Source organism: Streptomyces sp. YJ-C3, assembly GCF_053891275.1.
In genome coordinates, this window is record NZ_CM132685.1 from 7,380,052 (window position 1) to 7,407,002 (window position 26,951).

Annotated in this window: 21 protein-coding genes and 3 tRNA genes; 13 read left to right on the forward strand and 11 right to left on the reverse strand. The window is 72.5% G+C overall.

Annotated elements, in window-relative coordinates; genetic code table 11:
* The first annotated feature begins 423 nt into the window (after positions 1 to 423).
* Positions 424 to 1,461 carry a rod shape-determining protein gene (gene mreB, locus ACVHNB_RS33410; protein ID WP_428954847.1) on the forward strand — a complete coding sequence of 346 codons (1,038 nt, stop codon included), beginning with the start codon at positions 424 to 426 and terminating at the stop codon, positions 1,459 to 1,461.
* A gap of 27 nt (positions 1,462 to 1,488) precedes the next feature.
* The gene (locus tag ACVHNB_RS33415) at positions 1,489 to 2,964 is read left to right on the forward strand and encodes a sensor histidine kinase (protein ID WP_456226596.1); all 1,476 of its coding nucleotides are present in this window, start codon (positions 1,489 to 1,491) and stop codon (positions 2,962 to 2,964) included.
* A 180-nt stretch (positions 2,965 to 3,144) separates the two neighbouring features.
* Here ACVHNB_RS33415 and ACVHNB_RS33420 read toward each other — a convergent pair.
* From ACVHNB_RS33420 to ACVHNB_RS33430, 3 genes are all read right to left on the reverse strand, one after another.
* A tRNA-Ile gene (locus ACVHNB_RS33420) sits at positions 3,145 to 3,221 on the reverse strand.
* Positions 3,222 to 3,398: 177 nt separating this feature from the next.
* A tRNA-Asn gene (locus tag ACVHNB_RS33425) sits at positions 3,399 to 3,471 on the reverse strand.
* Positions 3,472 to 3,476: 5 nt separating this feature from the next.
* Positions 3,477 to 3,549, reverse strand: a tRNA-Asn gene (locus tag ACVHNB_RS33430).
* A 147-nt stretch (positions 3,550 to 3,696) separates the two neighbouring features.
* Here ACVHNB_RS33430 and ACVHNB_RS33435 point away from each other — a divergent pair.
* The 4 genes from ACVHNB_RS33435 (at position 3,697) to ACVHNB_RS33450 (ending at position 9,328) form a co-directional block, all read left to right on the forward strand.
* Positions 3,697 to 3,999 carry a YtxH domain-containing protein gene (locus ACVHNB_RS33435; RefSeq protein ID WP_428954845.1) on the forward strand — a complete coding sequence of 101 codons (303 nt, stop codon included), beginning with the start codon at positions 3,697 to 3,699 and terminating at the stop codon, positions 3,997 to 3,999.
* A gap of 53 nt (positions 4,000 to 4,052) precedes the next feature.
* Positions 4,053 to 5,483: an FGGY family carbohydrate kinase gene (locus ACVHNB_RS33440; RefSeq protein WP_428954844.1), complete on the forward strand. Its 1,431-nt coding sequence runs from the start codon at positions 4,053 to 4,055 to the stop codon at positions 5,481 to 5,483.
* 177 nt (positions 5,484 to 5,660) lie between these two features.
* On the forward strand, positions 5,661 to 7,400 hold the full coding sequence (locus ACVHNB_RS33445) for an ABC transporter ATP-binding protein (RefSeq protein ID WP_428954843.1): 1,740 nt from the start codon (positions 5,661 to 5,663) through the stop codon (positions 7,398 to 7,400).
* Complete coding sequence (locus ACVHNB_RS33450; protein WP_428954842.1) at positions 7,400 to 9,328, forward strand: ABC transporter ATP-binding protein; 1,929 nt, start codon at positions 7,400 to 7,402, stop codon at positions 9,326 to 9,328. Before ACVHNB_RS33445 ends, ACVHNB_RS33450 begins: the two co-directional genes overlap by 1 nt.
* 94 nt (positions 9,329 to 9,422) lie before the next feature.
* Here ACVHNB_RS33450 and ACVHNB_RS33455 read toward each other — a convergent pair whose 3' ends face one another.
* The 6 genes from ACVHNB_RS33455 to ACVHNB_RS33480 form a co-directional block, all read right to left on the reverse strand.
* Positions 9,423 to 9,788 (reverse strand): VOC family protein, encoded by a 366-nt coding sequence (locus ACVHNB_RS33455; RefSeq protein WP_428954841.1) that lies wholly within the window; start codon positions 9,786 to 9,788, stop codon positions 9,423 to 9,425.
* Entirely contained in the window at positions 9,788 to 10,918 is a 1,131-nt protein-coding gene (locus ACVHNB_RS33460) for an RNA polymerase sigma factor (RefSeq protein ID WP_428954840.1), read from the reverse strand. The genes ACVHNB_RS33455 and ACVHNB_RS33460 overlap by 1 nt, the downstream gene beginning before the upstream one ends.
* A gap of 311 nt (positions 10,919 to 11,229) precedes the next feature.
* A complete protein-coding gene (dnaG, locus tag ACVHNB_RS33465; RefSeq protein ID WP_428954839.1) occupies positions 11,230 to 13,131 on the reverse strand; it encodes a DNA primase in 1,902 nt (633 codons plus the stop codon).
* Between the two features lie 34 nt (positions 13,132 to 13,165).
* Positions 13,166 to 14,440: an NAD(P)/FAD-dependent oxidoreductase gene (locus tag ACVHNB_RS33470; protein ID WP_428954838.1), complete on the reverse strand. Its 1,275-nt coding sequence runs from the start codon at positions 14,438 to 14,440 to the stop codon at positions 13,166 to 13,168.
* A 152-nt stretch (positions 14,441 to 14,592) separates the two neighbouring features.
* On the reverse strand, positions 14,593 to 15,891 hold the full coding sequence (locus ACVHNB_RS33475) for a deoxyguanosinetriphosphate triphosphohydrolase (RefSeq protein ID WP_456226597.1): 1,299 nt from the start codon (positions 15,889 to 15,891) through the stop codon (positions 14,593 to 14,595).
* A 48-nt stretch (positions 15,892 to 15,939) separates the two neighbouring features.
* Positions 15,940 to 16,806 (reverse strand): sirohydrochlorin chelatase, encoded by an 867-nt coding sequence (locus ACVHNB_RS33480; protein ID WP_456226598.1) that lies wholly within the window; start codon positions 16,804 to 16,806, stop codon positions 15,940 to 15,942.
* Positions 16,807 to 16,975: 169 nt separating this feature from the next.
* Between ACVHNB_RS33480 and ACVHNB_RS33485 the strand changes: the two genes are divergently transcribed.
* Complete coding sequence (locus tag ACVHNB_RS33485) at positions 16,976 to 17,653, forward strand: SanA/YdcF family protein (RefSeq protein ID WP_456226599.1); 678 nt, start codon at positions 16,976 to 16,978, stop codon at positions 17,651 to 17,653.
* A gap of 97 nt (positions 17,654 to 17,750) precedes the next feature.
* Complete coding sequence (locus tag ACVHNB_RS33490; protein WP_456226600.1) at positions 17,751 to 19,847, forward strand: molybdopterin oxidoreductase family protein; 2,097 nt, start codon at positions 17,751 to 17,753, stop codon at positions 19,845 to 19,847.
* Between the two features lie 124 nt (positions 19,848 to 19,971).
* On the opposite strand, the gene cutA is transcribed toward ACVHNB_RS33490, so the two are convergent.
* Positions 19,972 to 20,316 carry a divalent-cation tolerance protein CutA gene (cutA, locus tag ACVHNB_RS33495; RefSeq protein ID WP_428954833.1) on the reverse strand — a complete coding sequence of 115 codons (345 nt, stop codon included), beginning with the start codon at positions 20,314 to 20,316 and terminating at the stop codon, positions 19,972 to 19,974.
* A gap of 122 nt (positions 20,317 to 20,438) precedes the next feature.
* Here cutA and ACVHNB_RS33500 point away from each other — a divergent pair, with 122 nt between their 5' ends.
* The 5 genes from ACVHNB_RS33500 to ACVHNB_RS33520 all read left to right on the forward strand — a co-directional run bounded on the left by ACVHNB_RS33500 (position 20,439) and on the right by ACVHNB_RS33520 (position 26,091).
* A complete protein-coding gene (locus ACVHNB_RS33500) occupies positions 20,439 to 22,097 on the forward strand; it encodes a M4 family metallopeptidase (protein WP_456226601.1) in 1,659 nt (552 codons plus the stop codon).
* 135 nt (positions 22,098 to 22,232) lie between these two features.
* Positions 22,233 to 22,997, forward strand: a complete 765-nt coding sequence (locus ACVHNB_RS33505; RefSeq protein ID WP_456226602.1) for a hypothetical protein — start codon at positions 22,233 to 22,235, stop codon at positions 22,995 to 22,997.
* Positions 22,994 to 24,286, forward strand: coding sequence for an ATP-binding protein (locus tag ACVHNB_RS33510; RefSeq protein ID WP_456226603.1), 1,293 nt, complete (start codon positions 22,994 to 22,996; stop codon positions 24,284 to 24,286). The genes ACVHNB_RS33505 and ACVHNB_RS33510 overlap by 4 nt, the downstream gene beginning before the upstream one ends.
* A 459-nt stretch (positions 24,287 to 24,745) precedes the next feature.
* Entirely contained in the window at positions 24,746 to 25,264 is a 519-nt protein-coding gene (locus ACVHNB_RS33515; RefSeq protein WP_428954829.1) for a hypothetical protein, read from the forward strand.
* Positions 25,265 to 25,464: 200 nt separating this feature from the next.
* The gene (locus ACVHNB_RS33520; RefSeq protein ID WP_428954828.1) at positions 25,465 to 26,091 is read left to right on the forward strand and encodes a class F sortase; all 627 of its coding nucleotides are present in this window, start codon (positions 25,465 to 25,467) and stop codon (positions 26,089 to 26,091) included.
* Between the two features lie 25 nt (positions 26,092 to 26,116).
* Here ACVHNB_RS33520 and ACVHNB_RS33525 read toward each other — a convergent pair whose 3' ends face one another.
* Complete coding sequence (locus tag ACVHNB_RS33525) at positions 26,117 to 26,902, reverse strand: sulfite exporter TauE/SafE family protein (RefSeq protein ID WP_428954827.1); 786 nt, start codon at positions 26,900 to 26,902, stop codon at positions 26,117 to 26,119.
* Positions 26,903 to 26,951 lie beyond the last annotated feature (49 nt).

Genomic DNA, 26,951 nt, shown 5'->3' on the forward strand with positions numbered 1-26,951 from the left:
GACTCCACCGGCCGCCCGGTCCGCGTGGTCCCCCGCGTCTCGCCGCCCGTCATACCGGCGTACCTCCAAGGCCGCTCCCCGGCCGTACGCGGCGAGGGACACCACGACGACCCGCCTCACCGCACCGGGCGCCCGTCACGTCGTACAGAACATCCCGGAACCGGTCGGCGCCCCGTCCGGGACAGCGCTCACCGGGCGCTGGGCCTCCGGAGTGCGCGCCACGGCACGGGAGCCCCCGCCGTCCCGGTCGGCGCCGGTCGCACGGGAGGACGACGGCGGCCTCGTTCATCGAATTCTTCACCTGTTGGGCCCAGCCCCGCACGGCCTATCCCACCGCGCGGAATCCGGACCTCCGCCGCACGATGCCAAAAGGACCGCGGACCCGCGGCCCGCCCACGGTCTGCGCTCTCGGGAGGATCTGCCATGACCGTCAGTCTGGAGCAGTTGCGCCGCTGCCACTTCGCCGTCGATCTGGGTGCCGCGCGCACCCGCGTCTATGTGAAAGGCGCGGGCCTCGTCGTCGACGAGCCGAGCGCGGCGGCCATCAACACCCGCACCGGCGCCCTGATCGCGGTCGGCGAGCTCGCGGAGAAGATGACCGGCCGCACCCCCGGCTACATCCGTGTCGTCCGGCCCGTCTCCGGCGGCACCGTCGTCGACATCGAGATGGCCCAGCGGATGCTGCGCCACCTCATCGGCGAGAAACTGCGCCGCACGCTGCGCCGCAAGCCCCGGCTGCGCGCGGCGGCCTGCACCCCGCACGACGCGGACCCGCTGGCGCAGCGCGCGGCGGTCGAGACGCTGGTCGGCCTCGGCGCGCGCCGCGTCGAACTGGTCGACACCCTCATCGCCGCCGCCGTCGGCTGCGGCCTGCCGGTCGAGCAGCCCGAAGCCACGATGATCATCGTGTGCGGTGCGGCGACGACGCAGATCGCGGTGCTCTCGCTGGGCGCGATCGTGACGGCCGACCGGGTCCCGGTCGGCGGCGACGCCATCGACCACGCGGTGGTCCAGCACCTGCGCCAGCAGCACGAACTGATGCTGCCCTCGCAGTCCGTACGCCCCCTGCAGCTCGCCCTGAGCGGCAACGGCCTCACCCCGTACGGCCCCGAGCAGACCGAGATCCACGGCCGCGACGTGGCGACGGGACTGGCCCGCTCGGTGCACGTCGACACCTCCGCGGTGCGCCGCGCCATCCACACCCCGCTGACCGCCGTCCTCGACGGCATCGGCAAGGTGCTCCGCGACTGCCCGCCCGACCTGGTCGCGGACCTCGCGGACCGCGGCATCATGATGGTCGGCGGCTCGGCCCTGCTGCCCGGCCTCGACCAGATGCTGCGCGACGCGACGGGCATGCCGGTGCACATCGCCGAACGTCCCGACGTGTGCGCCGTGCAGGGCCTCGGTGCGATGCTGGAGGGCAAGATCCAGCCGCTGGTCCTGGACCCGCTGGCCGGCTGACCGCACAGACCTGGGGGCGGACGCGCGATGACCGCAGCAGCACGCGAGCCGGGGGTCCCCTCCGGCCTGTCCGTCCTCCTGGAAGCCGTGCTGAACGTCGGCTCCGAGCTCGAACTGCGCAGCACCCTGCAGCACCTGGTGGACAGTGCGGTCGCCCTGACCGGCGCCCGGCACGGCGTCCTCGGCGTCCTCGACCCGGGCCACGGCGGCCTGGTCGAAGCGGTCGGCACCGGGGACGCGGAACCCACCCTGCCGCCGGACGAGGCGCCCGGCGCGGTCGTCCACGAGCCGGGCGTCCTCGCCGTCCCCATCCACGTGCAGCAGACGGTTTTCGGCCGCCTGCGCCTGACGGGCGAGCCGTCCCGCGCGCACCCGGGCGGCTTCACCGGCGACGACCTCGACCTGCTGCGGGTCCTCGCCACACAGGCCGGCATCGCGATCGGCAACGCCCGCCTGTACGAGACCGCCAAGCAGCGCGAACGCTGGATCGAGGGCGCCGCGGCGGTGACGACGGCGCTGCTCACCGGCCGTCCCGGGGACGCCCTGACGACGGTCGCCGAACGGGCCAGACTGCTGGCCGACGCCGCGGCCGGGGTCGTCCTGCAGCCCACGGAGTCGGGCGGCATGGAGATCGTGGCGGCGTCCACGGCGGACGCCCCGGACAGCCTGATCGGCGCGACGATCCGGCCGGGCACCGCGGTCCTGGCGCAACTCCTCAGCGGGGAGCCGGTGTTCATCGACGACTCGGCGACGGACCCGCGGATGACGACCGAGGTACGGTCCCGGTTCGGCCCGAGCATGATGCTGCCGCTCCAGGCCGGCGGGAAACTGATCGGCACCCTGGCCCTGCCGCGCTCCCCCGGCTCCCGCCCGTACACCTCCGTCGACCATCTCCTGGCCACCCAGTTCGCCTCGCAGGCGGCGCTCGCCCTGGTCCTGGCCGACGCCCAGGCGGGCCGCGAGCGCCTCGCCGTCTTCGAGGACCGCGACCGCATCGCCCGCGACCTGCACGACCTGGTCGTCCAGCGGCTGTTCGCCACGGGCATGATGCTCGAATCGACGCAGCGCCGCGCCCAGGTGGGTGACGTCCGCGACACGCTCGCCCACGCCGTCGACGAGCTGGAGTCGACGATCCAGGAGGTCCGCACCACGATCTTCGCGCTCCAGCAGCCGCCGGCCGACGCACCCACCACGTTCCGCGGCAAGGTCCTGCGCGAGACGGCGGGCGCGGCCGCGGTCCTCGGCTTCGCCCCGTCGGTGCACTTCACGGGCCCGGTCGAGACGGCCCTGAGCGGCCCGGTCCAGGGCCACCTCCTGACGAACCTGCGCCGCGCCCTGGCCACGGCCTCGCGCCGCGCGGAGATCTCCCGGATCGACGTCACGGTCGACTCGGCGACGCCCCTGCCGGACGGCCGTCCGGGCGTACGCCTGACGGTGGCGGACGACGGCACACGGGACGACGGCGGCTCGGCCACGACGGTGACGTGGCAGTCACCGCACTGACGCCTCACAGCCCCTGCACGGCGCCGTAGCGGCACGGGATCTGCCCGAAGAATCCACGAATGAGTGAGCCGGTTTCCGCAGCATCTCGCTGAACGGGTGACAGGAGGGCCGCCACCGTTTGTGTGACGGCCCATCAGGTTACGTACGTCCTGGTCGCATCGTTTCTGCGCCACGATCGCGTGGTGGGGCGGGTGGGACTCGAACCCACGGCCGACGGATTATGAGTCCGCTGCTCTAACCGGCTGAGCTACCGCCCCGTTACGGCGCGTCGCGCACATTTGTGCGCGCCGTCTGCCGCAGCATAGCCGCTCATACGATCTCCTGCCTCGAATGGTTCGGCTCTGCACGACCTTGAGGACTCCATGGGCGCGCACATGGTTCCACCAGGCACGAAAAAGCCCCCCGGAGTGGACTCCGAAGGGCTTGTTCCGCAGCTCTCCCGACTGGACTCGAACCAGTAACCTGCCGGTTAACAGCCGGCTGCTCTGCCAATTGAGCTACAGGAGATCGAGCTCCCCCGACTGGACTCGAACCAGTAACCTGCCGGTTAACAGCCGGCTGCTCTGCCAATTGAGCTACAGGGGAATGCATCGTTGCTTCGAACGCACCTACCTGGGTACTTGCCAGGCGGCGGGCGCTCGCTGCGACACATACATTAGCGCAAGCAGGGGGGTGCTCCGCCAATCGGTATCCCCCTCGGTGATCACGACTCGCTACGGAAGGGTGGCCGTCATGCGCTACCGGCTCACATTCATCGCCGGTCTGGCCCTCGGTTACGTGCTGGGAACGCGCGCCGGGCGCGAGCGGTACGAGAAGCTCAAGAAGACCGCGCGTGAGATCGCCCAGAACCCGACGGTGCGCAACACCGCCGAGTCGGCCGCGCAGCAGACGCGGAGCTACGCGGGCAAGACCTTCCACGCGGTGAGCGAGAAGGTGGAGAACAAGGTGCCGGACTCGGTGGCCGACCGGGTGCGCTCGCTGCGCAAGCGCACCGACGCGGGCGAGGACGACGACTGGGGCACCAGCAACACGTAGCGAAGCGGACGCTGCGGTACGGGAGTGGCCTGCGGTGCGGCAGAATTTCTGTCATGGGGATAGTCGCCGGGCTGGACAGTTCGCCCGATTTCACACGCATTGTGGTCTGTGACTCCGACACCGGGGCCGTACTGCGGCAGGGGTACGCCCCCCATCCGCTGGACCCGGTGGAGGGCGGTGGCCGGCCCTCCGACGTCGATCCCCAGGCCTGGCTGCTGTCGCTGGGCGAGGCCGCGGGCGGCGGACTGCTCGAAGGCGTGCAGGCGATCGGGGTCTCCGCGCAGCAGAACGCGCTGGTGCCGCTGGACAACCAGGGCAACACGGTGCGTCCCGCGCTGGTCGGCGGCGACAAGCGGGCGCAGGCGGCGGCCGCCGATCTGATCGACCGGCTCGGCTCGCGGGAGGCCTGGGCCGACGCCGTCGGGTGCGTGCCCCAGGCGGCGCAGCCGGTGACCAAGCTGCGGTGGCTGGCGCGGACCGAGCCCGACAACGCCCAGCGGGTGGCCCTGCTCCTGCAGGCGCACGACTGGCTGGTGTGGCAGCTCCTCGGCCGGCCCGCGCGGCGGACGACGGACCGGGGCGGCGCCTCCGGCACCGGGTACTGGTCCGCCGCCACCGGTTCCTGGCGGCCCGATCTCGTGGAGCTGGCCCTCGGGCAGCAGGCGATGCTGCCCGAGGTCCTCGGACCGGGCGACGCGGCGGGGACGACCCCGGAGGGGCTGATCATCTCGGCCGGGACCGGGGAGACCATGGCGGCCGCCTTCGGGCTCGGGGTGCGGGCCGGCGACGCCGTGGTGTCGCTCGGCGCCTCCGGGTCCGTGATGGCCGTGCACCATGAGGCGCTGGTCGATTCGACCGGTGCCATCACCTCGCTCGCGGACGCGACGGGCATGCATCTGCCCGTCGTGCACACGTTGAACGCCGTGCGGGCGCTGCGGGGCACGGCGGAGATGCTGGGGCTCGACGGCGGCCTGGAGGAGCTGTCCGAGCTCGCCGTGAAATCGACGCCGGGTTCCCACGGACTCGTCCTCCTGCCCTATCTGGAGGGCGAGAAGACGCCGAGCCTGCCGCACACCGCCGGGACGCTGAGCGGACTCCGGCGGGAGTCCATGCGGCCCGAGCACCTGGCGCGGGCCTCCTTCGAGGGCATGCTGTGCGGCCTTGCGGACGCCATGGACGTGCTGCGCGGGCGGGGCGTCGAGATCCGGCGGGTCTTCCTCCTCGGGGCGGCCGCGGAGCTGCACGCCGTGCAGGCCGTGGCGCCGATGCTGTTCGGGACGCAGGTCGTGGTCCCGCAGCCCGCGGACTACGCGGCGCTCGGCGCGGCGCGGCAGGCCGCGTGGGCGCTGACCGGGCAGTTGCCGCAGTGGCAGGGCGCGGCCGCACAGGTCTTCGAGCCCGGTGAGGAGGCGGCCGTGGGACAGGCGGTGCGCCAGCAGTACCGGGCCGTTCGGGAGCAGATCCATCCCGGCGCTTTTTCTTAGACCCTTGGCTGGTCTTTGAGCGCTCTTGGGTTAATCGGTTGAGGTAACGCGGGTGGAGTGTCGGACGATAGGGGTCCATGCGTCGCCGTTGTGGCGGCGGCGCCGGACCGTCCCCGTTTTTCCGTCGCTCCCCCGTCCACCGCTCACACTCACCCGCCGACCACCGAGAGACCGAGCGTGCTCATACGACTCCTGCGGACCTATCTCAGTCCGTACAAGAAACCCATCGGGCTGCTGGTGCTGCTGCAGTTCCTGCAGACCTGCGCCTCGCTGTACCTGCCCACCCTGAACGCGGACATCATCGACAACGGTGTCGTGAACGGCGACACCGGCTACATCCTCGAGTACGGCGCCCTGATGCTGGGCGTCACGGTCGTCCAGGTCGTCTGCAACACCGGAGCCGTGTTCTTCGGCGCCCGGACCGCGGCGGCGCTCGGGCGCGACGTGCGCGGCGCCGTCTTCGACCGCGTGCAGTCCTTCTCGGCGCGGGAGCTCGGCCAGTTCGGGGCGCCCTCGCTGATCACCCGGACCACGAACGACGTGCAGCAGGTCCAGATGCTGGCGCTGCTCTCGTTCACCCTGATGGTGTCGGCGCCGATCATGTGCGTCGGCGGTGTGGTCATGGCCCTCGGGCTCGATGTGCCGCTGTCCGGCGTGCTGCTCGCCGTGCTGCCCGTCATGGCGATCGTGCTGTCGCTGATCATCCGCAAGATGCGGCCGCTGTTCCGGTCCATGCAGGTCAAGCTGGACACCGTGAACCGGGTGCTGCGCGAGCAGATCACCGGCAACCGCGTCATCCGCGCCTTCGTCCGGGACGACTTCGAGAAGAGCCGGTTCGGCGAGGCCAACTGGGACCTGACCAAGACGTCGCTGGCCACCGGCCGGATCATGGCACTGATGTTCCCGTTCGTCATGACGATCGTGAACGTCGCGTCGATCGCCGTCGTCTGGTTCGGCGCGCACCGGATCAACAGCGGCGGCATGCAGATCGGTGACCTGACCGCGTTCCTCGCGTATCTGATGCAGATCGTGATGAGCGTGATGATGGCCACCTTCATGTTCATGCAGGTGCCGCGCGCCGAGGTCTGCGCCGAGCGCATCCAGGAGGTGCTCGCCACCGAGTCGAGCGTCGTGCCGCCGGCTCCGGAGGCCTCCGTACGGGAGCTGCGCCGGCACGGCCACCTGGAGATCCGCGGCGCCGACTTCGGCTACCCGGGCGCCGAGGAGCCGGTGCTGCGCGGCGTCGACCTGGTCGCGCGGCCCGGTGAGACCACCGCGATCATCGGCTCGACGGGCAGCGGCAAGTCGACGCTGCTCGGACTCGTGCCGCGGCTGTACGACACCACCGCCGGGGTCGTGTACGTCGACGGTGAGGACGTCCGCGAGATCGACCCCGTGCTCATGGCGCGGACCGTCGGGCTCGTACCGCAGAAGCCGTATCTGTTCTCCGGGACCGTCGCGTCCAACCTCCGGTACGGCCGGCCGGACGCGACCGACGAGGACCTGTGGCACGCGCTCGAGGTGGCGCAGGCCAAGGACTTCGTCAGCCGGCTGGAGGGCGGGCTGGACGCGCCCGTCTCGCAGGGCGGGACGAACGTCTCCGGTGGTCAGCGCCAGCGCCTGGCCATCGCGCGCACGCTCGTGCAGCGGCCGGAGATCTACCTCTTCGACGACTCGTTCTCCGCGCTCGACTACGCCACCGACGCCGCGCTGCGCCGTGCGCTCGGCGCCGAGACGGCCGAGGCGACCGTGGTGATCGTGGCCCAGCGGGTCGCGACGATCCGGGACGCCGACCGGATCGTCGTCCTCGACGAGGGGCAGGTCGTCGGGGTGGGGCGCCACCACGAACTGATGGCGGAGAACGAGACGTACCGGGAGATCGTGCTCTCCCAGCTGACGGAAGCGGAGGCCGCCTGATGAGCGGGCCGATGGCGGCGCGGATGGCGGCCGGTGGGCCCGGTTCGCGCTCGATGGACTTCAAGGGCTCGGGCAAGCGGCTGCTCAAGCGGATGGCGGCGCACCGCGCGGCGGTCGTCGCGGTGCTGGTCGCGGTCGTGATCAGTGTCGGTCTGTCGGTGGTCGGGCCGAAGATCCTCGGCCATGCCACCGACCTGCTGTTCGGCGGGATCATCGGCGGGCAGATGCCGGCCGGGCAGACCAAGGAGCAGGTCATCGAGGGCCTGCGGGCCAAGGGCGACACCGGTATGGCCGACATGCTCGGCGGGGTCGACTTCACTCCGGGCCAGGGCGTCGACTTCGACGCGATCGGGCGGGTGCTGCTGCTCGCGCTCGCGGTGTTCGCGGTGGCGGGCCTCGCGATGATGATCGGCACCCGGCTGGCCAACCGGGTCATCAACCTGGCGGTGTCCCAGCTGCGCAAGGAGATGCAGGCGAAGCTGTCGCGGCTGCCGCTGTCGTACTACGACAAGCAGAAGCGCGGCGAGGTGCTGAGCCGGGCGACGAACGACATCGACAACATCGGGCAGACGCTGCAGCAGACGATGGGCCAGATGCTCAACTCGCTGCTGACCATCATCGGCGTCCTCGTGATGATGTTCTGGATCTCCTGGCTGCTGGCGCTGGTCGCGCTGGTGACGGTGCCGCTGTCGGTGCTCGTCGCGGCGAAGGTCGGCAAGCGGTCGCAGCCGCAGTTCGTGCAGCAGTGGCGGACGACCGGCGTGCTGAACGCGCACATCGAGGAGATGTACACCGGCCACAACCTGGTGAAGGTGTTCGGGCGGCAGAAGGAGTCGGCCGAGCAGTTCGCCGAGCAGAACGAGGCGCTGTACGAGGCGTCGTTCAAGGCCCAGTTCAACAGCGGCATCATGCAGCCGCTGATGTTCTTCATCTCGAACCTGAACTATGTGCTGGTCGCCGTGGTCGGCGGGCTGCGGGTGGCGTCCGGGTCGCTGTCCATCGGTGACGTGCAGGCGTTCATCCAGTACTCGCGGCAGTTCTCGATGCCGTTGACGCAGGTCGCGTCGATGGCGAACCTCGTCCAGTCGGGTGTCGCCTCCGCCGAGCGGATCTTCGAGCTCCTCGACGCGGAGGAGCAGTCGGCCGAGCCGGTTCCCGGTGAGAAGCCGGCCGATCTGCGCGGGCACGTCGAGTTCGAGCACGTCGCCTTCCGCTACGAGAAGGACAAGCCGCTCATCGAGGACCTGTCGCTCACCGCGGAGCCGGGGCACACGGTCGCGATCGTCGGGCCGACGGGCGCGGGCAAGACCACCCTGGTCAATCTGCTGCTGCGGTTCTACGACGTCACCGGCGGGCGGATCACGCTCGACGGGGTCGACATCGCGAAGATGTCGCGCGACGAGCTGCGGGCCGGCATCGGCATGGTGCTCCAGGACACGTGGCTGTTCGGCGGGTCCATCGCGGAGAACATCGCGTACGGCGCCGCGAAGGACGTCACCCGGGAGCAGATCGAGGAGGCGGCGAAGGCCGCGCACGCGGACCGGTTCATCCGGACGCTGCCCGACGGGTACGACACCGTCATCGACGACGAGGGCACGGGGGTCAGCGCCGGTGAGAAGCAGCTCATCACCATCGCGCGGGCCTTCTTGTCGGACCCGGTGATCCTGGTGCTGGACGAGGCGACCTCCTCCGTCGACACGCGGACCGAGGTGCTGATCCAGAAGGCCATGGCGCGGCTCGCCGCGGGACGCACGTCGTTCGTCATCGCGCACCGTCTGTCGACGATCCGCGATGCCGACACGATTCTGGTCATGGAGAACGGGGCGATCGTGGAGCAGGGCTCGCACGATGCGCTGGTCGCCTCCGGCGGGGCGTATCAGCGGCTGTACGAGGCTCAGTTCGCGCAGGCCGTGGCCGAGGTCGACTGATCGCCGTAGGGGCATGGCGATCTGTCGAGTGACACGTTCGTCGTGGCTGGTCGCGCAGTTCCCCGCGCCCCGGTAGGCGCCCCTTCGGGGCGGCCTACCGGGGCGTCTGCACCACGCAGAATCTGTTGCCGTCGGGATCGGCCAGCACCACGAAGTCCGCGTCCGGCGGGTACTTCCAGCCCATGACCTCTTCCGCGCCGAGGTCCAGCAGGCGGGTCACCTCCGCCTGCTGGTCGGTCGCGTAGAGGTCCAGATGGGTGCGCGGGGCGTCCTGGGGCGGGGTGCCGCTCTCCATCAGGGAGAGGTGCGCGCCCGCGGCTCCGTCCGGCGGGACCAGGACCACCCAGTCGTCGTCCAGGGGGCCCGGATCCCGCGGCACGTAGCCGAGGGCGCCTGTCCAGAAGGCGTACGCGCGGCGTACGTCGCTCACCCCGAGCACGGTCGAACCGATCGTCAGCATCAGTCCAAGTAACCACGCAGCTGGTCGGCGAACGCGTGGTCGCGCAGCTTGTTCAGGGTCTTCGACTCGATCTGACGAATCCGCTCGCGGGTGACGCCGAAGATACGGCCGATCTCCTCCAGGGTGCGGGGGCGGCCGTCGGCGAGGCCGTAGCGGAGCTGGACCACCTTGCGTTCGCGCTCGCCGAGGGTGGAGAGGACCGCCTCCAGGTGTTCCCTGAGCAGCAGGAACGCCGCCGATTCGACCGGGCTCGTCGCGTCGCCGTCCTCGATGAGGTCGCCGAGCGCCACGTCGTCCTCCTCACCGACGGGGGCGTGCAGCGAGACCGGCTCCTGCGCGAGGCGCAGCACCTCGCTGACCCGTTCGTGCGGGAGGTCCAGGTGGGCCGCGACCTCTTCGGGCGTCGGTTCGTAGCCGCGCTCCTGGAGCATGCGGCGCTGCACCCGGACGACCCGGTTGATCAGTTCGACCACGTGGACGGGGACGCGGATGGTGCGGGCCTGGTCGGCCAGCGCGCGGCTCATGGCCTGGCGGATCCACCAGGTCGCGTACGTCGAGAACTTGTAGCCGCGGGCGTAGTCGAACTTCTCGACGGCCCTGATCAGGCCCAGGTTTCCTTCCTGGACCAGGTCGAGCATGGTCAGGCCGCGGCCCACGTAGCGCTTGGCCACCGACACGACCAGGCGCAGGTTCGCCTCGATCAGGCGGCGCTTGGCCATCCGGCCCATGACCACCAACTTGTCGAGGTCCAGGGCCATTTGGGAGTCGAGGTCGGGGGCGTGGGTGAGTTTCTCCTCGGCGAACAGGCCCGCCTCGACGCGCCGGGCGAGCTCCACTTCCTCGGCCGCGGTGAGCAGCGGGATGCGGCCGATCTCGCGCAGGTACTGGCGGAACAGGTCGGAGGAGGGGCCGGCGGTGTCCGTGCGGGTGCCGCGCACGGGCTCCGGCGGCTCGACCGTCTCGGCGGGCTCGGGCTCCGCCGATTCGGGTTCGGCGGTGTCCACCGCGGGGCGGGGCTCCGCGCGGGATTGCGGCGGCACCGTGGTGAGGGCCTCGCCGTCAGCGCCGCCTTCGGGATCGGCGAGGGCCTGCGCTGCGCTGTCGCTCTGACTGAGGGTCTGGGTCTGCACGGGGGCGACCTCCAAGGTGATCGCTGCTGAGGCGTGCGGCAAGGGGGGCGGTAGCGGCGGCCGCGCCGCTGCCCGTCCCGTACGCGATGAGCGGAATCGCGGGGGTGTCGGACCCGGTGTCCGGGCTCCGGCCGCGCTCCGAGGACTCAGGCACCGCAACCCAGTGTGGAGTACGACACAGTGCCGCCACGAGGGGCGTGCGATGACTTTTTGAGTCCGGTGCGTGACCGCACGGTTACCGTGCTGTACGGGTGCCCGCTCTTCCCGGCCCCGAACAGGCCGAAACGGCGCACGAAGGTGCGGGCCCGCGCCTACAGCGCTTCCGCGCCCCGCTCGCGCAGTGCCTGGCCGTACTGCTGGAGCACCCACAACTCGTTCTGCACGGCCACCAGTTGGGCCGGGTCGCCGCCCGAGCCGAGGCGGGTGAAGGTGCCCTGGACGTCCCGGATGCGGCGCTCGACGGCTCGCCTGCGCACGGTGACGAGCTGCTCGCCCGCGTACGCCTCGTCGACCGACTTGCGGTGGATCGCCTCGACGGCCAGCTCGGTCACCATCGCCCGCACCGCGTTGTCCGGCGCCGCCTCGCGGACCCGGACGAGGTATTCCTGTGGGTCGTGCACGCCCTGCTCGACGCCGCCCGCCTCCAGGACGGCCTGGCGCACGGCGGCGTAGGGCGCGGCCGTGAACTCGTCGACGCCGTACGCGTCGAAGGCCGGGGCGACCAGGTGCGGGTGCTGCAGGGCGAGCTTGAGCAGTTCGCGCTCGGTGGCGTACACCGGGTTGCGCAGGGTGAGCGCGGGGCCGCCGAACGCCGGGGCGGGCGCGGCAGGCTGGGGGGCCTGCGGGCCGCGCCCGGCGGGGGCCGGGCCCTTGCCGCCGCGGTCCCGGGCCCAGCGGGCCAGCTGTGCGACGCGCTTGACGACGAACTGCGTGTCGAGGATGCCGAGCATGCCCGCGAGCTGCACGGCGACCTCGTGCTGGGCTCCGCTGTTCTTGATGCGGGCGACGATCGGCGCGGCCTCGTCGAGCGCGGCGGCGCGGCCGGCCGGGGTCTCCAGGTCGTAGCGGCTCACGATCTGGCGGAGCGCGAACTCGAAGAGCGGCGTGCGGGGTTCGACGAGGTCGGCGACGGCGTCGTCGCCCTTGGCGAGACGCAGGTCGCACGGGTCCATGTTGTCCGGGGCGATGGCGATGTACGTCTCGGCGGCGAACTTCTGGTCGTCCTCGAAGGCGCGCAGGGCGGCCTTCTGTCCGGCGGCGTCGCCGTCGAAGGTGAAGATGACGCGGGCGCTGCCGTTGTCCATCAGCAGGCGCCGGAGGATCTTGATGTGGTCGCCGCCGAAGGCCGTGCCGCAGGTCGCGATGGCGGTGGTGACGCCCGCGAGGTGGCAGGCCATGACGTCGGTGTACCCCTCGACGACGACGGCGCGGCTGGACTTGGCGATGTCCTTCTTGGCGAGGTCGATGCCGTACAGGACCTGCGACTTCTTGTAGATCGGGGTCTCGGGCGTGTTCAGGTACTTCGGGCCGTTGTCGTCCTCGCGCAGGCGGCGGGCGCCGAAGCCGACGACCTCGCCGCCGATGTCGCGGATCGGCCACATCAGACGGCCGCGGAACCGGTCGATGGGGCCGCGGCGGCCTTCCTGGGAGAGCCCGGAGAGGGTCAGCTCCTTGTCGGTGAAGCCCTTGCCGCGCAGGAAGCGGGTCAGGTGGTCCCAGCCCGCCGGGCTGTAGCCGACGCCGAAGTGGGCGGCCGCGGCCTGGTCGAAGCCGCGCTCGGCGAGGAACGCGCGGCCGATCTCGGCTTCCGGGGACTCCAGCTGGTCGACGTAGAACTGCGCGGCGGCCTTGTGCGCCTCGACGAGGCGGATGCGCTCGCCGCGCTGGTGCGAGGGGTTGTACCCGCCCTCTTCGTAGCGCAGCGTGATGCCGGCCTGGCCGGCCAGGCGCTCGACCGCCTCGGAGAAGGTGAGGTGGTCGACCTTCATCACGAACGTGATGGTGTCGCCGCCTTCCTGGCAGCCGAAGCAGTGGAAGAACCCCTTGCTCGGACTGACCTGGAAGGACGGGGACTTCTCGTCGTGGAACGGGCACAGGCCCTTCAGGTTCCCGCCGCCCGCGTTGCGCAACTGCAGGTACTCGGACACCACGGCGTCGATCGGGACCGCGTCCCGAACCGCCTTCACGTCCTCGTCATTGATCCTGCCTGCCACGCGGCAATTCTACGGTCCCCGTCGGACACTCCCCTCACTCCTCCAGAAGATCGGCGAGCGGAACGGTCGGGTCGGACAGCCGCTCGGTGCCGGGCCGGGCGCCGGAGCGGATCAGCTCCTGGATGTGCTCCGTGACGTCCCACACATTCACGTTCATCCCCGCGAGCACCTGGCCGTCCTTCAGCCAGAAGGCGATGAACTCGCGCTTGCCCGCGTCGCCCCGCAGGACCACCTGGTCGTACGAGCCCGGGGGCGCCCAGCCCGAGTACTCCAGGCCGAGGTCGTACTGGTCGGAGAAGAAGTAGGGCACGCGGTCGTACGTGACGTCCTTGCCGAGCATGGCGCGAGCCGCGGCCGGGCCGCCGTTCAGCGCGTTGGCCCAGTGCTCGACGCGCAGGCTGCCGAGGGTCGGCGAGAAGAGCGGGTGCTGGAGGGCGGCGACGTCGCCGGCGGCGTGGATGTCGGGGTCCGAGGTGCGCAGGTGCGCGTCGACGGCGATGCCGCCGCCGTGCTCGCGGGGGGCCAGGTCCAGGCCCGCGGCCTCGGCGAGCGCGGTGCGCGGGGCGGCGCCGATCGCGGCGAGCACGTCGTGCGCGGGGTGCTCCTCGCCGTCGTCGGTCTGGGCGGCGAGGACCATGCCGTCCTGGCCGGTGATCTCGGTGAGCCGGGCGCCGAAGTGGAAGCGGACGCCGTGGTCGCTGTGCAGTTCGGTGAAGATCTGGCCGACCTCGGGGCCGAGGACGGCGTGCAGCGGCGTCTGTTCCGGCTCCACGACGGTGACCTCGGCGCCGTACTCGCGGGCGGCGGCGGCGACCTCCAGGCCGATCCAGCCGGCGCCGGCGATCACGAGGTGGCCGTTGTCGCGGCCGAGCGAGGCGAGCACGTGCTTCAGGCGCTCGGCGTGGGCCAGGCGGCGCAGGTGGTGGACGCCGGCGAGGCCGGTGCCGGGGATGTCGAGCCGGCGCGGTTCGGCGCCGGTGGCGAGCAGGAGCTTGTCGTAGCTGATGGCGGTGGAGTCGCCGAGCCGCACCGTCTTCGCGGCGCGGTCGATCGCGGTGACCGTCTGGCCCAGGTGCAGCTCGATGTCGTTGCTCGCGTACCAGGCCGGTTCATGGACGAAGACGCTGTCCCGTTCCTCCTTGCCCTGGAGGTATCCCTTCGACAGGGGCGGGCGTTCGTACGGGTGGTCCCGTTCGTCCCCGATGAGGATCACTCGCCCGGTGAAACCCTCCGAGCGAAGTGTCTCGGCGGCCTTCGCGCCGGCGAGTCCTCCCCCGACGATGACGAACGTCTGGTCCGCGTCGACCACTTGATGCCTCCTCGTTGCGCTGCCGTCATATGCGAGCGTCCCGCACGCAGCGTGATGCGGGAAGGGGGCGTGGCCCGAACAGGGCACCTTTTCCCTGGTTTTCCCTCAGTTTTCGTCACGCCCAGTGGTCGGGGGTGCGCTCGGCGGGGTGCTCAGGGCCGGTCGCCGGTGAGGCGGGAGTGCAGGGAGCGGGCCGAGGCGTCGGTCAGGGAGGCGATCTGGTCGACGATGACGCGCTTCCTCGCACGGTCGTCGGGCGCGTCGTCGAACAGGGCGCGGAACTGGGGGTCCAGGCCGTCCGGGGCGCGGGCCGTCAGCGCCTCGGCCAGCTCCGCGACGACGATGCGCTGGTCGGCGCGGAGCCGCTCCTGCTGCGGGCGCTGCATCACGTACCGGTCGGCGACCGCCTTGAGGACGGCGCACTCGTGGCGGGCGGTGCGGGGGACGACGAGCTCCGCCGCGTAGCGCGTGAGGCGGCCCGTGCCGTACCGCGCGCGGGTCTCGCTCTCCGCGGCCAGGCAGAAGCGGCCGATGAGCTGGCTGGTGGCGTCCTTGAGGCGGGCCTGGGCGACCGCCGTGCCGTCGTAGCCGTGCGGCCACCACTCCTGGTCGAGGAGCCGGTCGAGAGCCGCGGCGAGCTCGGCCGGGTCGGTGTCCGCGGGCACGTACCGTCCGATGGCGACGGCGAAGATGTCGGCGCGCTCGGGCTCGGCGTGCAGCACGTTCGGATCCAGGTGGCCCGCGTGCAGGCCGTCCTCGATGTCGTGCACGGAGTACGCGACGTCGTCCGACCAGTCCATGACCTGGGCCTCGAAGCAGGTGCGGCGTCCCGGCGCCTCTTTCCTGACCCAGTCGAAGACGGGCCGGTCGTCCTCGTACACCCCGAACTTGGGCGAGACGGGATCGCTCGGGTGCTCCCCGCGCGGCCACGGGTACTTGGTCGCGGCGTCGAGCGCGGCCCGGGTCAGATTCAGGCCCACGCTGACCAGTTCACCGCTGTCCTGCGAGCGGATGAACCGCTTGGGCTCGATGCGGGCGAGGAGGCGCAGCGACTGCGCGTTGCCCTCGAAGCCGCCGCAGTCCTGCGCCACTTCGTTCAACGCCTGCTCGCCGTTGTGCCCGAAGGGCGGGTGGCCCATGTCGTGCGAGAGGCAGGCCGTCTCGACGAGGTCGGGGTCGCAGCCGAGGGCCGCGCCGAGCTCGCGCCCCACCTGGGCGCATTCCAGCGAGTGCGTCAGCCGGGTGCGGGGGCTGGCGTCCCAGTGCCTGCTGCGCGTGCCCGGCGTGACGACCTGGGTCTTGCCGGCGAGCCTGCGCAGCGCCGACGAGTGCAGGACGCGGGCCCGGTCGCGCTGGAACGCGGTGCGGCCCGGGCGCTTGTCGGGCTCGGGGGCCCAGCGCTCGACGTCCGCTTCGTCGTACGTACCGGAACCTTCGTCCGTGGTGTTCATGCACTGACAGTAAGGCCAGGCACCGACAAAAGGGGCGGGCCGGTCAGGTCAGGCGGACGCCAGGTGCCGGACGGTCCCCGCGGGGGCGGCGAGGGCGCCGTCGTAGCGGTGCAGGACCAGGCGGGCGAGGTCCGGGTGGGCGCCGAGCGGAGCCGCGACGACACCGCGGGCCTCGGCGAACGCCGCCGCCGTCTCGGTGGCGAACCGGCCGGGCGCGGTGAAGTACGAGGCGAGCCCGACCCGGTGCCGGCCGCGGGCGGCGAGGGCGCGGACCGCGGTGGCCACGTCGGGCGCGGAGCCGGAGGCGTAGGCGGGCACGACGGGGACGCCGAGGCGCCGGGCGAGGAGGCCGGCGGTGCGCCGGGTGTCGACGGCGGCCCGCGGATCACGGGACCCGGCGGCGGCGAGGACGACCCCGGTGCGCCGGCGGCCGCGCTCGGAGAGGTGCGCGGGCCAGCCCGCCTCCCGCAGCCGCTCGTGCAGGACGTCCACGAGCAGGGGGTGCGGGCCGAGCGGCTCGGCGACGCGGGTGAGCAGGTGGGCGGCGGCCTCGGCGGCCCGGGGCAGGTCCCGCTTGACGTGGTGCCCGCGGGACAGCAGCAGCGGTACGAGGACGGCCCGGCCGCCGTCCGGCAGACCGGCCAGGACGTCCGTGAGCAGTGGCTCGTTCAGCTCGATGTGGGCGAGGCGGACGGTGAGGCCGGGGCGCTGCTCCCGTATCCGGCCGGCGAGTTCGCCGACGGTGGCCAGGGCGCGCGGGTCGCGGCTGCCGTGGGCCACGAGGACCAGCGCCGGGTCGGGGCGGTGGGTCCGCAGGGACCTCTGGTCGAGCTGGCTGCCGAGCTGATTGCTGATCATGGTGAGGAGTCCCGCCGTGCTGGCCGTGTGGTCGAGGTGTGCCGACGCGTCCGTCATGGGGCGATCCTGCCGGGCGGGGGTTGCCGGTCTGTTGCGCGACGGTGACGGGTCGTTGCCGGTCCTTCACCGCGCGCCTCCGGCCGAGGTGAGCGGCGAACCATCCGGCCGCGCCCGACGTCTCCTTCTTCCGAAAGCCCGCACGTCCATCGTCCACCGGGGGTCCCGCATGCGCCTGTCCCGTCCACGGCTGCCCCGCACCCGGCAGGGGCGGCGACGGGCGCTCCAGGCGCTCATGGCGGCCTGTGTGCTGGCGCTGCTGCCCGCGACGTGGCTGTTCACCTCGACCGGCGACCGGCTGCGCTCGATCGCCGAGGTGCCCCGCACGGACGTGGCGGTGGTGTTCGGGGCGGGCCTGTGGCAGGGCGAGCCGTCCCCGTACCTGGCGCACCGCCTGGACGCGGCGGCCGAGCTGTACCGGGCGGGCCGGGTCCGCGCGGTCCTCGTCACCGGCGACAACAGCCGCAGGGACTACGACGAGCCGGACGCGATGCGGACGTATCTGACCCGGCACGGGGTGCCGGACCGGGTCGTGGTGAGCGACTACGCGGGGTTCGACACCTGGGACTCGTGCGTGCGCGCCAAGAAGATCTTCGGGGTGGACCGGGCGGTGCTGCTCAGCCAGGGGTTCCACATCCGGCGTGCGGTGGCGCTGTGCGAGGCGGCGGGGGTGTCGTCGTACGGCGTCGGGGTGGACGAGCGGCACGACGTGACCTGGTACGCGGGCGGGGCACGGGAGGTGCTCGCGGCGGGCAAGGCGGCGCTCGACGCGCTGGTCCGCCCCGACCCGCACTTCCTGGGCGCGCGGGAGGACGGCGTGCGGCGGGCGCTGAAGGAGGCGCCCTGACCTCACACCGGCCGGCCGGGGCCTGCGAGATGTGCGTACCGCGCGCGTAACCCGACCCTTCTCCACCACGTAACAAGCGCCGCGCACGCTGGCGACCATGCACACGCGAGCGACGTCACCGGCCCCCGTCTCCACGCACTGTCCGTACTGCGCGCTGCAGTGCGGCATGACGCTCACGCCGGACGCGTCGGGCGCGGGCGTGACGGTCGCGGGCCGGGCGGACTTCCCCGTGAACCAGGGGGCGCTGTGCGGGAAGGGGCAGAGCGCGGCGGCCGTGCTCTCCTCCCGGGTCCGGCTGACGACCCCGCTGATCCGCTCGGCCGGCGGCGAGCTGGAGCCGGCCACGTGGGACGAGGCGCTGGACGCGATCGCCAACGGCCTGCGTCGTACACGTACGGCACAGGGCGCGGACGCGTGCGCGGTGTTCGGCGGCGGCGGACTCACCAACGAGAAGGCGTACGCGCTCGGCAAGTTCGCCCGCACGGTCCTCGGCACGTCGCAGATCGACTACAACGGCCGGTTCTGCATGTCGTCGGCGGCCGCCGCGGGCCAGCGTGCCTTCGGCCTGGACCGGGGCCTGCCCTTTCCCATGGAGGACATCCCGCGCACCGGCTGCGTCGTCCTCGTCGGCTCGAACCTGGCCGAGACGATGCCCCCGGCGCTGCGCTATCTGACGGAACTGAAGGCCAACGGCGGCAAGTTGATCGTCATCGATCCCCGCCGCACCCGCACCGCCGACCAGGCCGACCTGCATCTGGCGCCGCGCCCCGGCACGGATCTCGCGCTCGCGCTCGGCATGCTGCACCTGGTGGTGGCCGAGGGCCGGGTCGACGAGGAGTACGTGCGCGAGCGCACCCGGGGCTGGGAGGCGGCGCGGGCCGGGGCGATGGCGCACTGGCCGGAGTACGTGGAGCGGGTCACGGGCGTACCGGTCCCCCAACTCCGTGCAGCGGTCAGGCTGTTCACGGACACCGAGCACGCCATGGTGCTGACGGCCCGCGGCCCCGAGCAGCAGTCCAAGGGGACGGACACGGTCGGCGCCTGGATCAACCTGGCCCTGGCCACGGGACGGCCGGGGCGCCCGCTGTCCGGCTACGGCTGCCTGACCGGCCAGGGCAACGGGCAGGGCGGCCGCGAACACGGCCAGAAGGCGGACCAGTTGCCCGGCTACCGCAAGCTGACGGACCCGGCGGCTCGCGCGCACGTGGCCGGGGTCTGGGGTGTGGACCCCGATTCGCTTCCGGGGCCGGGCCGTTCGGCGTACGAGTTGCTGGACGCTCTGGGCGGTGACATCCGCGCGCTCCTCCTCATGGGCTCGAACCCGGTGGTGTCGGCTCCCCGGGCCGCACACGTCGAGGAACGCATCCGGTCCCTCGACTTCTTGGCGGTGGCCGACGTGGTGCTCTCCGAGACGGCCGAACTCGCCGACGTGGTGCTCCCGGTGACGCAGTGGGCCGAGGAGACGGGAACGACGACGAACCTGGAGGGCCGGGTCCTGCTGCGCCGCCGCGCGCTCGCTCCGCCCGACGGGATCCGCTCCGACCTGGAGGTCCTGCGCGACCTGACCACCCGCCTGGCACCGGACCTGGAGAAGGGCTTCCCCGCGGACCCGGAGGAGGTGTTCGACGAACTGCGCCGCGCCTCCTCGGGCGGCCCCGCGGACTATGCGGGGATCTCCTACGAGCGGCTGGCCGAGGGCCGGGGCGTCTTCTGGCCGTGCCCGGAGCCCACGGACCCGGGCACGCCCCGTCTCTTCCTGGACCGTTTCGCGACGGAGGACGGCCGGGCCCGCTTCGTCCCCGTGACGCACCGGCCGGCGGCCGAGGAGCCCGACGCTCAGTACCCGCTCCACCTGACGACGGGCCGGGTCGTGGCGCAGTACCAGTCGGGGGCGCAGACCCGCCGTGTCGCGGAGCTGAACAAGGCGGCCCCGGGTCCGTTCGTGGAGCTCCACCCGCGGCTGGCCGCGCGGCTCGGCATAGCGGAGGGCGATACCGTGACGGTCACCTCCCGGCGCGGCCGGGCCCTGGCCCCGGCCCGCCTCACCGCCACGATCCGCCCGGACACGGTCTTCATGCCCTTCCACTGGCCCGGCCCCGGTCGCGCCAACACCCTGACCAATCCGGCGCTGGACCCGACGTCTCGTATGCCGGAGTTCAAGGTGTGCGCCGTGCGGGTGGCCCGGGCCGGTTGAGCGGGGTCTTCCGGGGGCCTGTCGATCTGTCGCCCCGCGCTGCACCCCAGCCCCGGGGGCTCCGCCCCGGCCCCCGCTCCTCAATCGCCGGAGGGGCTTGATCTGCCAGGCGGCCACCTTCCCTTCAGTGCGAGCCCACCTCGGCCCGCACCCAGGACACGTACCCGCAAGCCCCTCGCACCACCGGCACGGCAATGATCTCCGGCGTCTCGTAGTCGTGATGCTCCGTCAACCACGCCTCCAGCTCGGCGTACCGCGCCTCCGTGGTCTTCAGCAGCACCTGCCACTCATGAGCCGTCTCCACGGCCCCTTCCCACCGGTACACCGACGTCACCGGCCCGGAGATCTGCGCACACGCGGCAACCCGCGCCTCGATCGCCCCCCGGGCCAGCGTGTCCGCCTTGTCGGGGGCGTCCGTCGTGGTCAGGACGGTGAGGAGACCCGGCGTGTTCTGTGTCTGGTTCTGCACTCCCCCATTGTCACCTTCACAGCTCCGGCACCGGCGCACCCTGGACGAGTCTTGTCATGACCGCCTAAAACTGAGGCGTCATCAGCGAGCCGCCCGTCCACCCCTCCCCACGTAGGAGACCGATGAGACCCACCAGGACCACATCGCGCCTCACCACGGCCGGCATAGCCGCGGCCGGCATAGCCGCGGCCGCGGCCACCCTCCTGGCCGCGGCCCTCGCCCCCACCGCGGGCGCCACCGGCACCCCCACCCCCACCCGCGCGGAGACCCTGAGCGCCGCGGCCACCGCGCTCACGGCCCACGCCGCCGCCCTGGACCTGACCCCCGCTCAGGACACCTCCGCCCGCGACGTGATCGTCGACAAGGACGGCACGCGGCACGTCCGCTACGACCGGACGTTCCGCCGACTGCCCGTGCTCGGCGGCGACTTCGTGATCCACCTGACTCCGTCCGGCGCGTACAGGAGTGCCGACCGGGCCGTCCCCGGTAACCTGTCCGTGCCCTCGACGACCCCCGAGGTCACCGCTCCGCAGGCCGCCGACCTGGCCGCGACGGCCCTGCGCTCGGCGAACGCCGGCGAGACGCTCCGCAAGCTGGTCTCCAAGCCGCTGCTGGTCGTCGACGCCCTGCACGGAGCGCCCAAGCTGGCCTGGCGCACCACCACCGCGGCCAAGGACTCGCTCGGCAACCCGGTCGCCCGCGTCGTCCTCAGCGACGCGCTCACCGGCCGGCAGATCGACGCCTGGGACAGCATCGAGACGGCCACCGGCGACGGCAAGTCGCTCTACTCCGGCACGGTTCCGCTGGAGACGACGCAGTCCGGATCGACGTACCAGCTGAAGGACGCGACGCGCGGCGGCACGTACACCGGCGACGCGCAGAACAAGACCGACCTGTGCATCCTCGGCATCTGCCTGAGCCGCGCCCCCGCGACGCTGTTCACGGACGCCGACAACCACTGGGGCACGGGCGCGAACGCCGACCGCGCCACCGCGGCCGTCGACGCGCAGTACGGCACGGACCGGACGTGGGACTACTACAAGCAGGTCCACAACCGGAACGGCATCGCGGGCGACGGCAAGGGCTCGTACAACCGCGTGCACTACGGGAACAAGTACAACAACGCGTTCTGGGACGACAGTTGCTTCTGCATGACGTACGGGGACGGCGACGGGACGACGTTCGGCCCGCTGGTCGCGCTCGACGTGGCGGGGCACGAGATGTCGCACGGCGTGACGTCCAAGACGGCCGCCCTGACCTACTCCGGTGAGTCCGGCGGCCTCAACGAGGCGACGTCCGACATCTTCGGCACGCTCGTCGAGTTCCACGCGGACAACGCGTCCGACCCCGGTGACTGGCTGATCGGCGAGGAGATCGTCAAGTCCGGCTTCGGGAAGGCGGCGCTGCGCTTCATGGACCGGCCGAGCAAGGACGGGAACTCGGCCGACTGCTGGAGTTCGAGCGTCGGCAACCTCGACGTGCACTACTCCTCCGGCGTGGCGAACCACTTCGCGTACCTGCTGGCGGAGGGGAGCGGCCCGAAGGTGATCGGCGGGGTCCAGCACAACGGCACGACCTGCAACGGTTCCACGCTCACCGGTATCGGCAAGGACAAGCTCGGCAAGATCTGGTACCGGGCGCTGACGGTCTACATGACGTCGTCGACGAAGTACGCGGGCGCGCGCACGGCGACGCTCAGCGCGGCCAAGGACCTGTACGGGGCGGGCAGCGCGGAGTACGCGGCGGTGGCCGCGACGTGGTCGGCGGTGTCCGTGAACTAGCACGACCGAGGTCCCGGAACCCGCGGGTCCGGCGGCCGGGACCTAATGCCCGAAAAGGCAGGATAAGGTCCTGGCCGCGCCTTCTGTTACAAAACATCGGCCATGTCGCAACAGTCGGTTTCTACCGTCGATGACATGAGCCCTCTCCACCGCCTCCTGCCGGGCGCCGTCGCGGTCATGACCGCGCTGGGCATCGCCGTGCTCGCCGGCTGCGGCCGCACCGACGGCCTCGCCGCCGGGGAGGCCGCGCCCTCCGTCTCCGTACAGCCGCAGCCGCAGGACGTGTGGCCCGCCTGGTCCAGTACGTCGACGAAGGCGCCCGGCGCCGAGGCGTCCACCCACCAGCCGCCGCCCAAGCCGCTGACCGGGCTGCCCCGGCTCGGCAAGGAGGGCATCCGCGGCCTCGATGTGCACGCGGTGCTGCGGGCCGACCCGCGGATGCAGCCGATCGCCGGGCGCGGGGACATCGACGAGCCGGGGAAGGCGGGGGTCCGGCCTCCCATGTACCGGGATCTGACCGGGGACGGCCGACCGGAACTGCTGGTCGCGGTCGACACCGAGACCCGGCGCACGGTGCTGACCGTGTACCGGGAGGGCGACGACGGCCGGGTGTACCCCGTGCTGTTCACGACGGGCAAGCGCGTCGCCGTGGAGACCCTCGGCCAGGACCTGCTGCTGCGCAGCTCGTGCGCGGACGGCGGGGAGCAGGCCGTGCGCTTCCACTGGGACGGGGTGCGCATGTCGACGCTGCGCGACGTGAAGAAGTACAAGAAGTCCGAGCCGACGCTCTCGGAGACGACCGAGCCGGAGTCGCTGGAGGAACCGCGCACGCCGGTCGCGTCCGGTACGGTCCCCGCCCCGGTCCGGACCGCCGCCTCGCCGTACGGGAACGTCGTATGAGCCGCCCGCGGCTGTCGTGGGCCCGGGTCCGGGCGGGGCGGCTCGGGCTGCGCTGGCGGATCGCGGTGCTCGTCGCGTTCGGCTGCACGCTGGTCGCCGTCGCCATCGGGCTGCTCGTGCACCACGCCCGCCTGGAACAGGTCTCGGCGAACGCCCGCTCCAGCGCCACCGCGCAGCTCGCCCGGGTGCGGGACCGGTACCAGCTGACCGGGCAGGTCCACAGTGACGGCCGGCCCGACGGCACGCACGGCGCGTTCGACGCGCCCCGTCTTCCCGCCCCGCTGCGGAAGGCGGCGCGGGACGGGCGCCGGACCACGTATCTCGACCTGTCCTCGGCGCACCCCGCGGTGTGGGCGGCGCTGCCGGTCGGCGACCGGGTGCTGTCCGTGCGCGAGCCGCTGGACGAGCAGGCCACCGAGATGGCCGACTTCGACCAGCAGCTCGTGGTGTTCGGTGTCGTCGTGGTGGCGCTCGCCGCGCTGAGCGGTGCCGCGCTGTCCTCCCGGCTCAGCCGGGAGCTGCGGGAGGCGGCCGCGACGGCGCGGCGCATCAGCCAGGGCGAGCTGGACGCGCGGATCGGGCATCCGCGGCCCGCGCACAGCCGGGACGAGGTGGCCGAACTGGCCAATGCCGTGGACACGATGGCGGCGTCGCTGCAGAAGCGCATCGAGGCCGAGCAGCGGTTCACCGCGGACGTGGCGCACGAGCTGCGCACCCCGCTGACGGGGCTGCACACGGCCGCGGAGCTGCTGCCGCCGGGGCGGCCCGCGGAGCTGGTGCGGGACCGGGTGGGCGCGCTGCGCACGCTGACCGAGGACCTGCTGGAGGTGGCCCGGCTCGACGCGCACGCGGAGGAGCCGGACCTGGCCGCGCATCCGCTGGGGCCGCTGGTGGAGCGAGCGGTGGACCGGGTCGGGCCGGTCTGTTCGTTCCGCTGCGACGCGAGCGCGCGGGAGGCGTTCGTGCGGACGGACGCGCGGCGTCTGGAGCGGATCCTGGCCAATCTCGTGACGAACGCGCGGCGGCACGGCTCGGAGCCGATCGAGGTGCTGGTGAGCGGGACGACGGTGTCCGTACGCGACCACGGCCCCGGGTTCCCCGACGAGCTGCTGCGGGACGGGCCGCGGCGGTTCCTCACCGGGGCGTCCGAGCGGGGGCAGGGGACGGGGCTCGGGCTGACGATCGCGCTGGGGCAGGCGGCGGCCATCGGGGCGGTGGTCGCTCTGCGGAACGCGAGTGCGGGTGGGGCGGTGGCTTCGGTCTCGCTCCCTGCGGTTCTGGGGGGCTGACGGGGCGTCGGGTGCGTGCGGGGGCTGTCGGGCGGGTCCTCTCGCCGTGGGGGTTCCTGACGCGTCAGAGGGTGCGGGTCGCGGGTGGCTGGTCGCGCCGCTCCCCGCGCCCCTGGCGCCATCGGGCTTTCCGACCGTCAGAAAGTGGCGGTCGTACGTGGTTGCTCGCGCCGTTCCCCGCGCCCCTGGCGGCGTGGGGGTTCTCGGCCGTCAGAGTCGTGCGGGCGGTGCGTGGTTGCTCGCGCACCTGGTGAGGGGGTTCACCCGGTCGCACGGGTGGCGCTGTCCTTCGGGTAGTTTTTCGCGACACGCCGATGACCTGCTGGAATGTTGCCGTCGGGGCGTCAGGAGGGGTGACGGAACCGGGTTTCTGACGCAGCATCAGCAGGCGTGCCGCGGCGAGTGGCACTTACCTCGTGCTTGCAGGGCGCGCCCGCCGCCCGATAAGGAGCAAGCACGATGCGTACAGGCCGATCCCTGACCGCCGCCGCGTTCGCCGTCGCGGTCGCCGGATTCGCGGCCGCGCCCTCCGTCGCGGCGCAGGGCGGCCTCGAGGTGTACCCGGCGACGGCGGTCCCCGGCAGCACGGTCAGCGTGAGCACCACCGCCTGCGGGGCGCACGGCACGGCCGCCGGTGACGCCGGGGCGATCGGGGCGGGGGCCTTCACCCTGGCCCCGGGGACGGATTCCGCGGACGCCGCGGGGCGGTTCGCGGTGCCGGTGTCCGCGCAGCCGGGCACGTACGAGATCGTCGCCCGCTGCTCCGGCGGCACCGTGGTGACCGGCGATGTGATCGTGTCGCTCGCGCAGGACGGCGCACCGGGGGCACAGATGCCCCGCGGGCATGTGAAGACGGGGGTCGGCGGCGCGCTCGGGCCCGACCCCGTACAGACCGCGGCGGGTGTGGCGGCGCTGGCCGTCGCCGCCGCGGGCGGTACCTGGCTCCTGCATCGCCGGGCGAGAGGCGATGGGATCTGAGGATTCGAGGGTCTGAGGATTCGAGGATCCGAAGAGGGAAATGACGGGCTTGCGGGCTCCCTCCGCCGTCCGTGAGCCCGTCCGTCCACCGGTACCGCCAGTCCCGTCCCCTCCGGCCGCAGCCCCTCGCGGGCCGGAGGGGAAGGGCTTTCCACGTGGGTGTCCGCACCGGGTGCCCGTCCCGGGTGTCAGGAGGCATCGTGCGCGTCGCGAACCCCGTCAACGCCGTCATAGGTGCCGTCACGGTGCTCGCGCTGAGCGCCGGCGCCTGGCTGCTGACCAGCGGCTCCGAGGGGCATCCGCCACCGCAGCCGTCGGCCGCGCAGGCCCGGGCGGGCACGGACCGCAGCGCGCCGGGGGCCGCGCCGATGTCCCCCTCCCCGCCGGACCGGATCCGTATCCCGTCGATCCGCGTGGACGCGCCGCTGATGGGGCTCGGTCTGAACCGGGGCGGCAGCCTGGACGTGCCGCCGCCGGAGAAGAAGAACCTGGCCGGCTGGTACGAGGCGGGCACCAGGCCCGGCGAGCGGGGCACGGCGGTGGTGGCGGGCCACGTCGACAACGCGGTCGGCCCCGCCGTCTTCTACGACCTGGGCGCCCTGACCCGCGGCCGCACCATCGAGGTCGACCGGCGGGACGGTTCGGTGGCGGTGTTCACGGTCGACGCCGTCGAGGTCTACGAGGCGAAGGACTTCCCCGACGAGAAGGTGTACGGCGCCGCCGCCCGCCCGGAGCTGCGGGTGATCACGTGCGGGGGGCCGTACTCACGGCGGACCGGCTACCAGGGGAACGTGGTGGTGTTCGCGCACCTGACGGGGAGCCGCTAGGCGCGCGTCGCCGTCCGGCCGCGTCTCACGCGACCCACTGCTCGTACGCCATCTTCAGCACCAGCGCGCACACCACGGTGAGCAGCACGACGCGGACGAAGCCGGCGCCGCGCTTCAGGGCCGTGCGGGCGCCGATCATGCCGCCCGCCAGGTTGAAGACGGCCATGAGCGCGGCCAGTTGCCAGTAGACCGTGCCCTTGAACGCGAACATGGCGAGCGCGCCCGCGTTCGTGCAGCAGTTGACGATCTTGGCGGTGGCGGAGGCCGTGACGAGGTCGAGGTGGAGGAGCGCGGTCAGCGCGAGGACCAGGAACGTGCCGGTGCCGGGGCCGATCAGGCCGTCGTAGAAGCCGATGCCGAGGCCGGCGAAGCCGATCGCGGCGAGGATCCGGCGGGGCGAGGCGGGCTCCGCGGTCGGGGCCGTGCCGAAGGACGGGCGGAAGATGACGAAGGCGCCGACGGCGACCAGCACCACCATCACGATCGGCTTGAGGACGTCCGTGCTCATGCCCGCGGCGAGGAGCGCCCCGCCCGTCGAGCCGATCAGCGCCGCCACGCCGATGCGGACCGCCAGGCGTACGTCGACCGGGGCCTTGCGGGCGTAGGTGACGGCGGCGCCGGTGGTGCCGACGATAGCGACGGCCTTGTTGGTGCCGAGCGCGTACGGGCCGGCCGCCGCGGTGTTCGGCAGGCCGAGCAGCAGCGCGGGCAGCAGGAGGAGCCCGCCGCCGCCCACCACCGCGTCGATCCAGCCGGCCGCGAGGGCGGCGACGCACAGCACGACGACGGTGGTCAGGGATATGTCAGGCATGATCGCGAGCCTATGGACGGGTTACGTGTGCCGTCCACGAATGGGTGGA

Coding starts and splice junctions, on each gene's coding strand:
- mreB (WP_428954847.1), top strand. CDS start 424: ATGACCGTCAGTCTGGAGCAGTTGCGCCGCTGCCACTTCGCCGTCGAT.
- ACVHNB_RS33415 (WP_456226596.1), top strand. CDS start 1,489: ATGACCGCAGCAGCACGCGAGCCGGGGGTCCCCTCCGGCCTGTCCGTC.
- ACVHNB_RS33435 (WP_428954845.1), top strand. CDS start 3,697: ATGCGCTACCGGCTCACATTCATCGCCGGTCTGGCCCTCGGTTACGTG.
- ACVHNB_RS33440 (WP_428954844.1), top strand. CDS start 4,053: ATGGGGATAGTCGCCGGGCTGGACAGTTCGCCCGATTTCACACGCATT.
- ACVHNB_RS33450 (WP_428954842.1), top strand. CDS start 7,400: ATGAGCGGGCCGATGGCGGCGCGGATGGCGGCCGGTGGGCCCGGTTCG.
- ACVHNB_RS33455 (WP_428954841.1), bottom strand. CDS start 9,788: ATGCTGACGATCGGTTCGACCGTGCTCGGGGTGAGCGACGTACGCCGC.
- ACVHNB_RS33475 (WP_456226597.1), bottom strand. CDS start 15,891: ATGAACACCACGGACGAAGGTTCCGGTACGTACGACGAAGCGGACGTC.
- ACVHNB_RS33480 (WP_456226598.1), bottom strand. CDS start 16,806: ATGACGGACGCGTCGGCACACCTCGACCACACGGCCAGCACGGCGGGA.
- ACVHNB_RS33485 (WP_456226599.1), top strand. CDS start 16,976: ATGCGCCTGTCCCGTCCACGGCTGCCCCGCACCCGGCAGGGGCGGCGA.
- ACVHNB_RS33490 (WP_456226600.1), top strand. CDS start 17,751: ATGCACACGCGAGCGACGTCACCGGCCCCCGTCTCCACGCACTGTCCG.
- ACVHNB_RS33500 (WP_456226601.1), top strand. CDS start 20,439: ATGAGACCCACCAGGACCACATCGCGCCTCACCACGGCCGGCATAGCC.
- ACVHNB_RS33505 (WP_456226602.1), top strand. CDS start 22,233: ATGAGCCCTCTCCACCGCCTCCTGCCGGGCGCCGTCGCGGTCATGACC.
- ACVHNB_RS33510 (WP_456226603.1), top strand. CDS start 22,994: ATGAGCCGCCCGCGGCTGTCGTGGGCCCGGGTCCGGGCGGGGCGGCTC.
- ACVHNB_RS33515 (WP_428954829.1), top strand. CDS start 24,746: ATGCGTACAGGCCGATCCCTGACCGCCGCCGCGTTCGCCGTCGCGGTC.
- ACVHNB_RS33525 (WP_428954827.1), bottom strand. CDS start 26,902: ATGCCTGACATATCCCTGACCACCGTCGTCGTGCTGTGCGTCGCCGCC.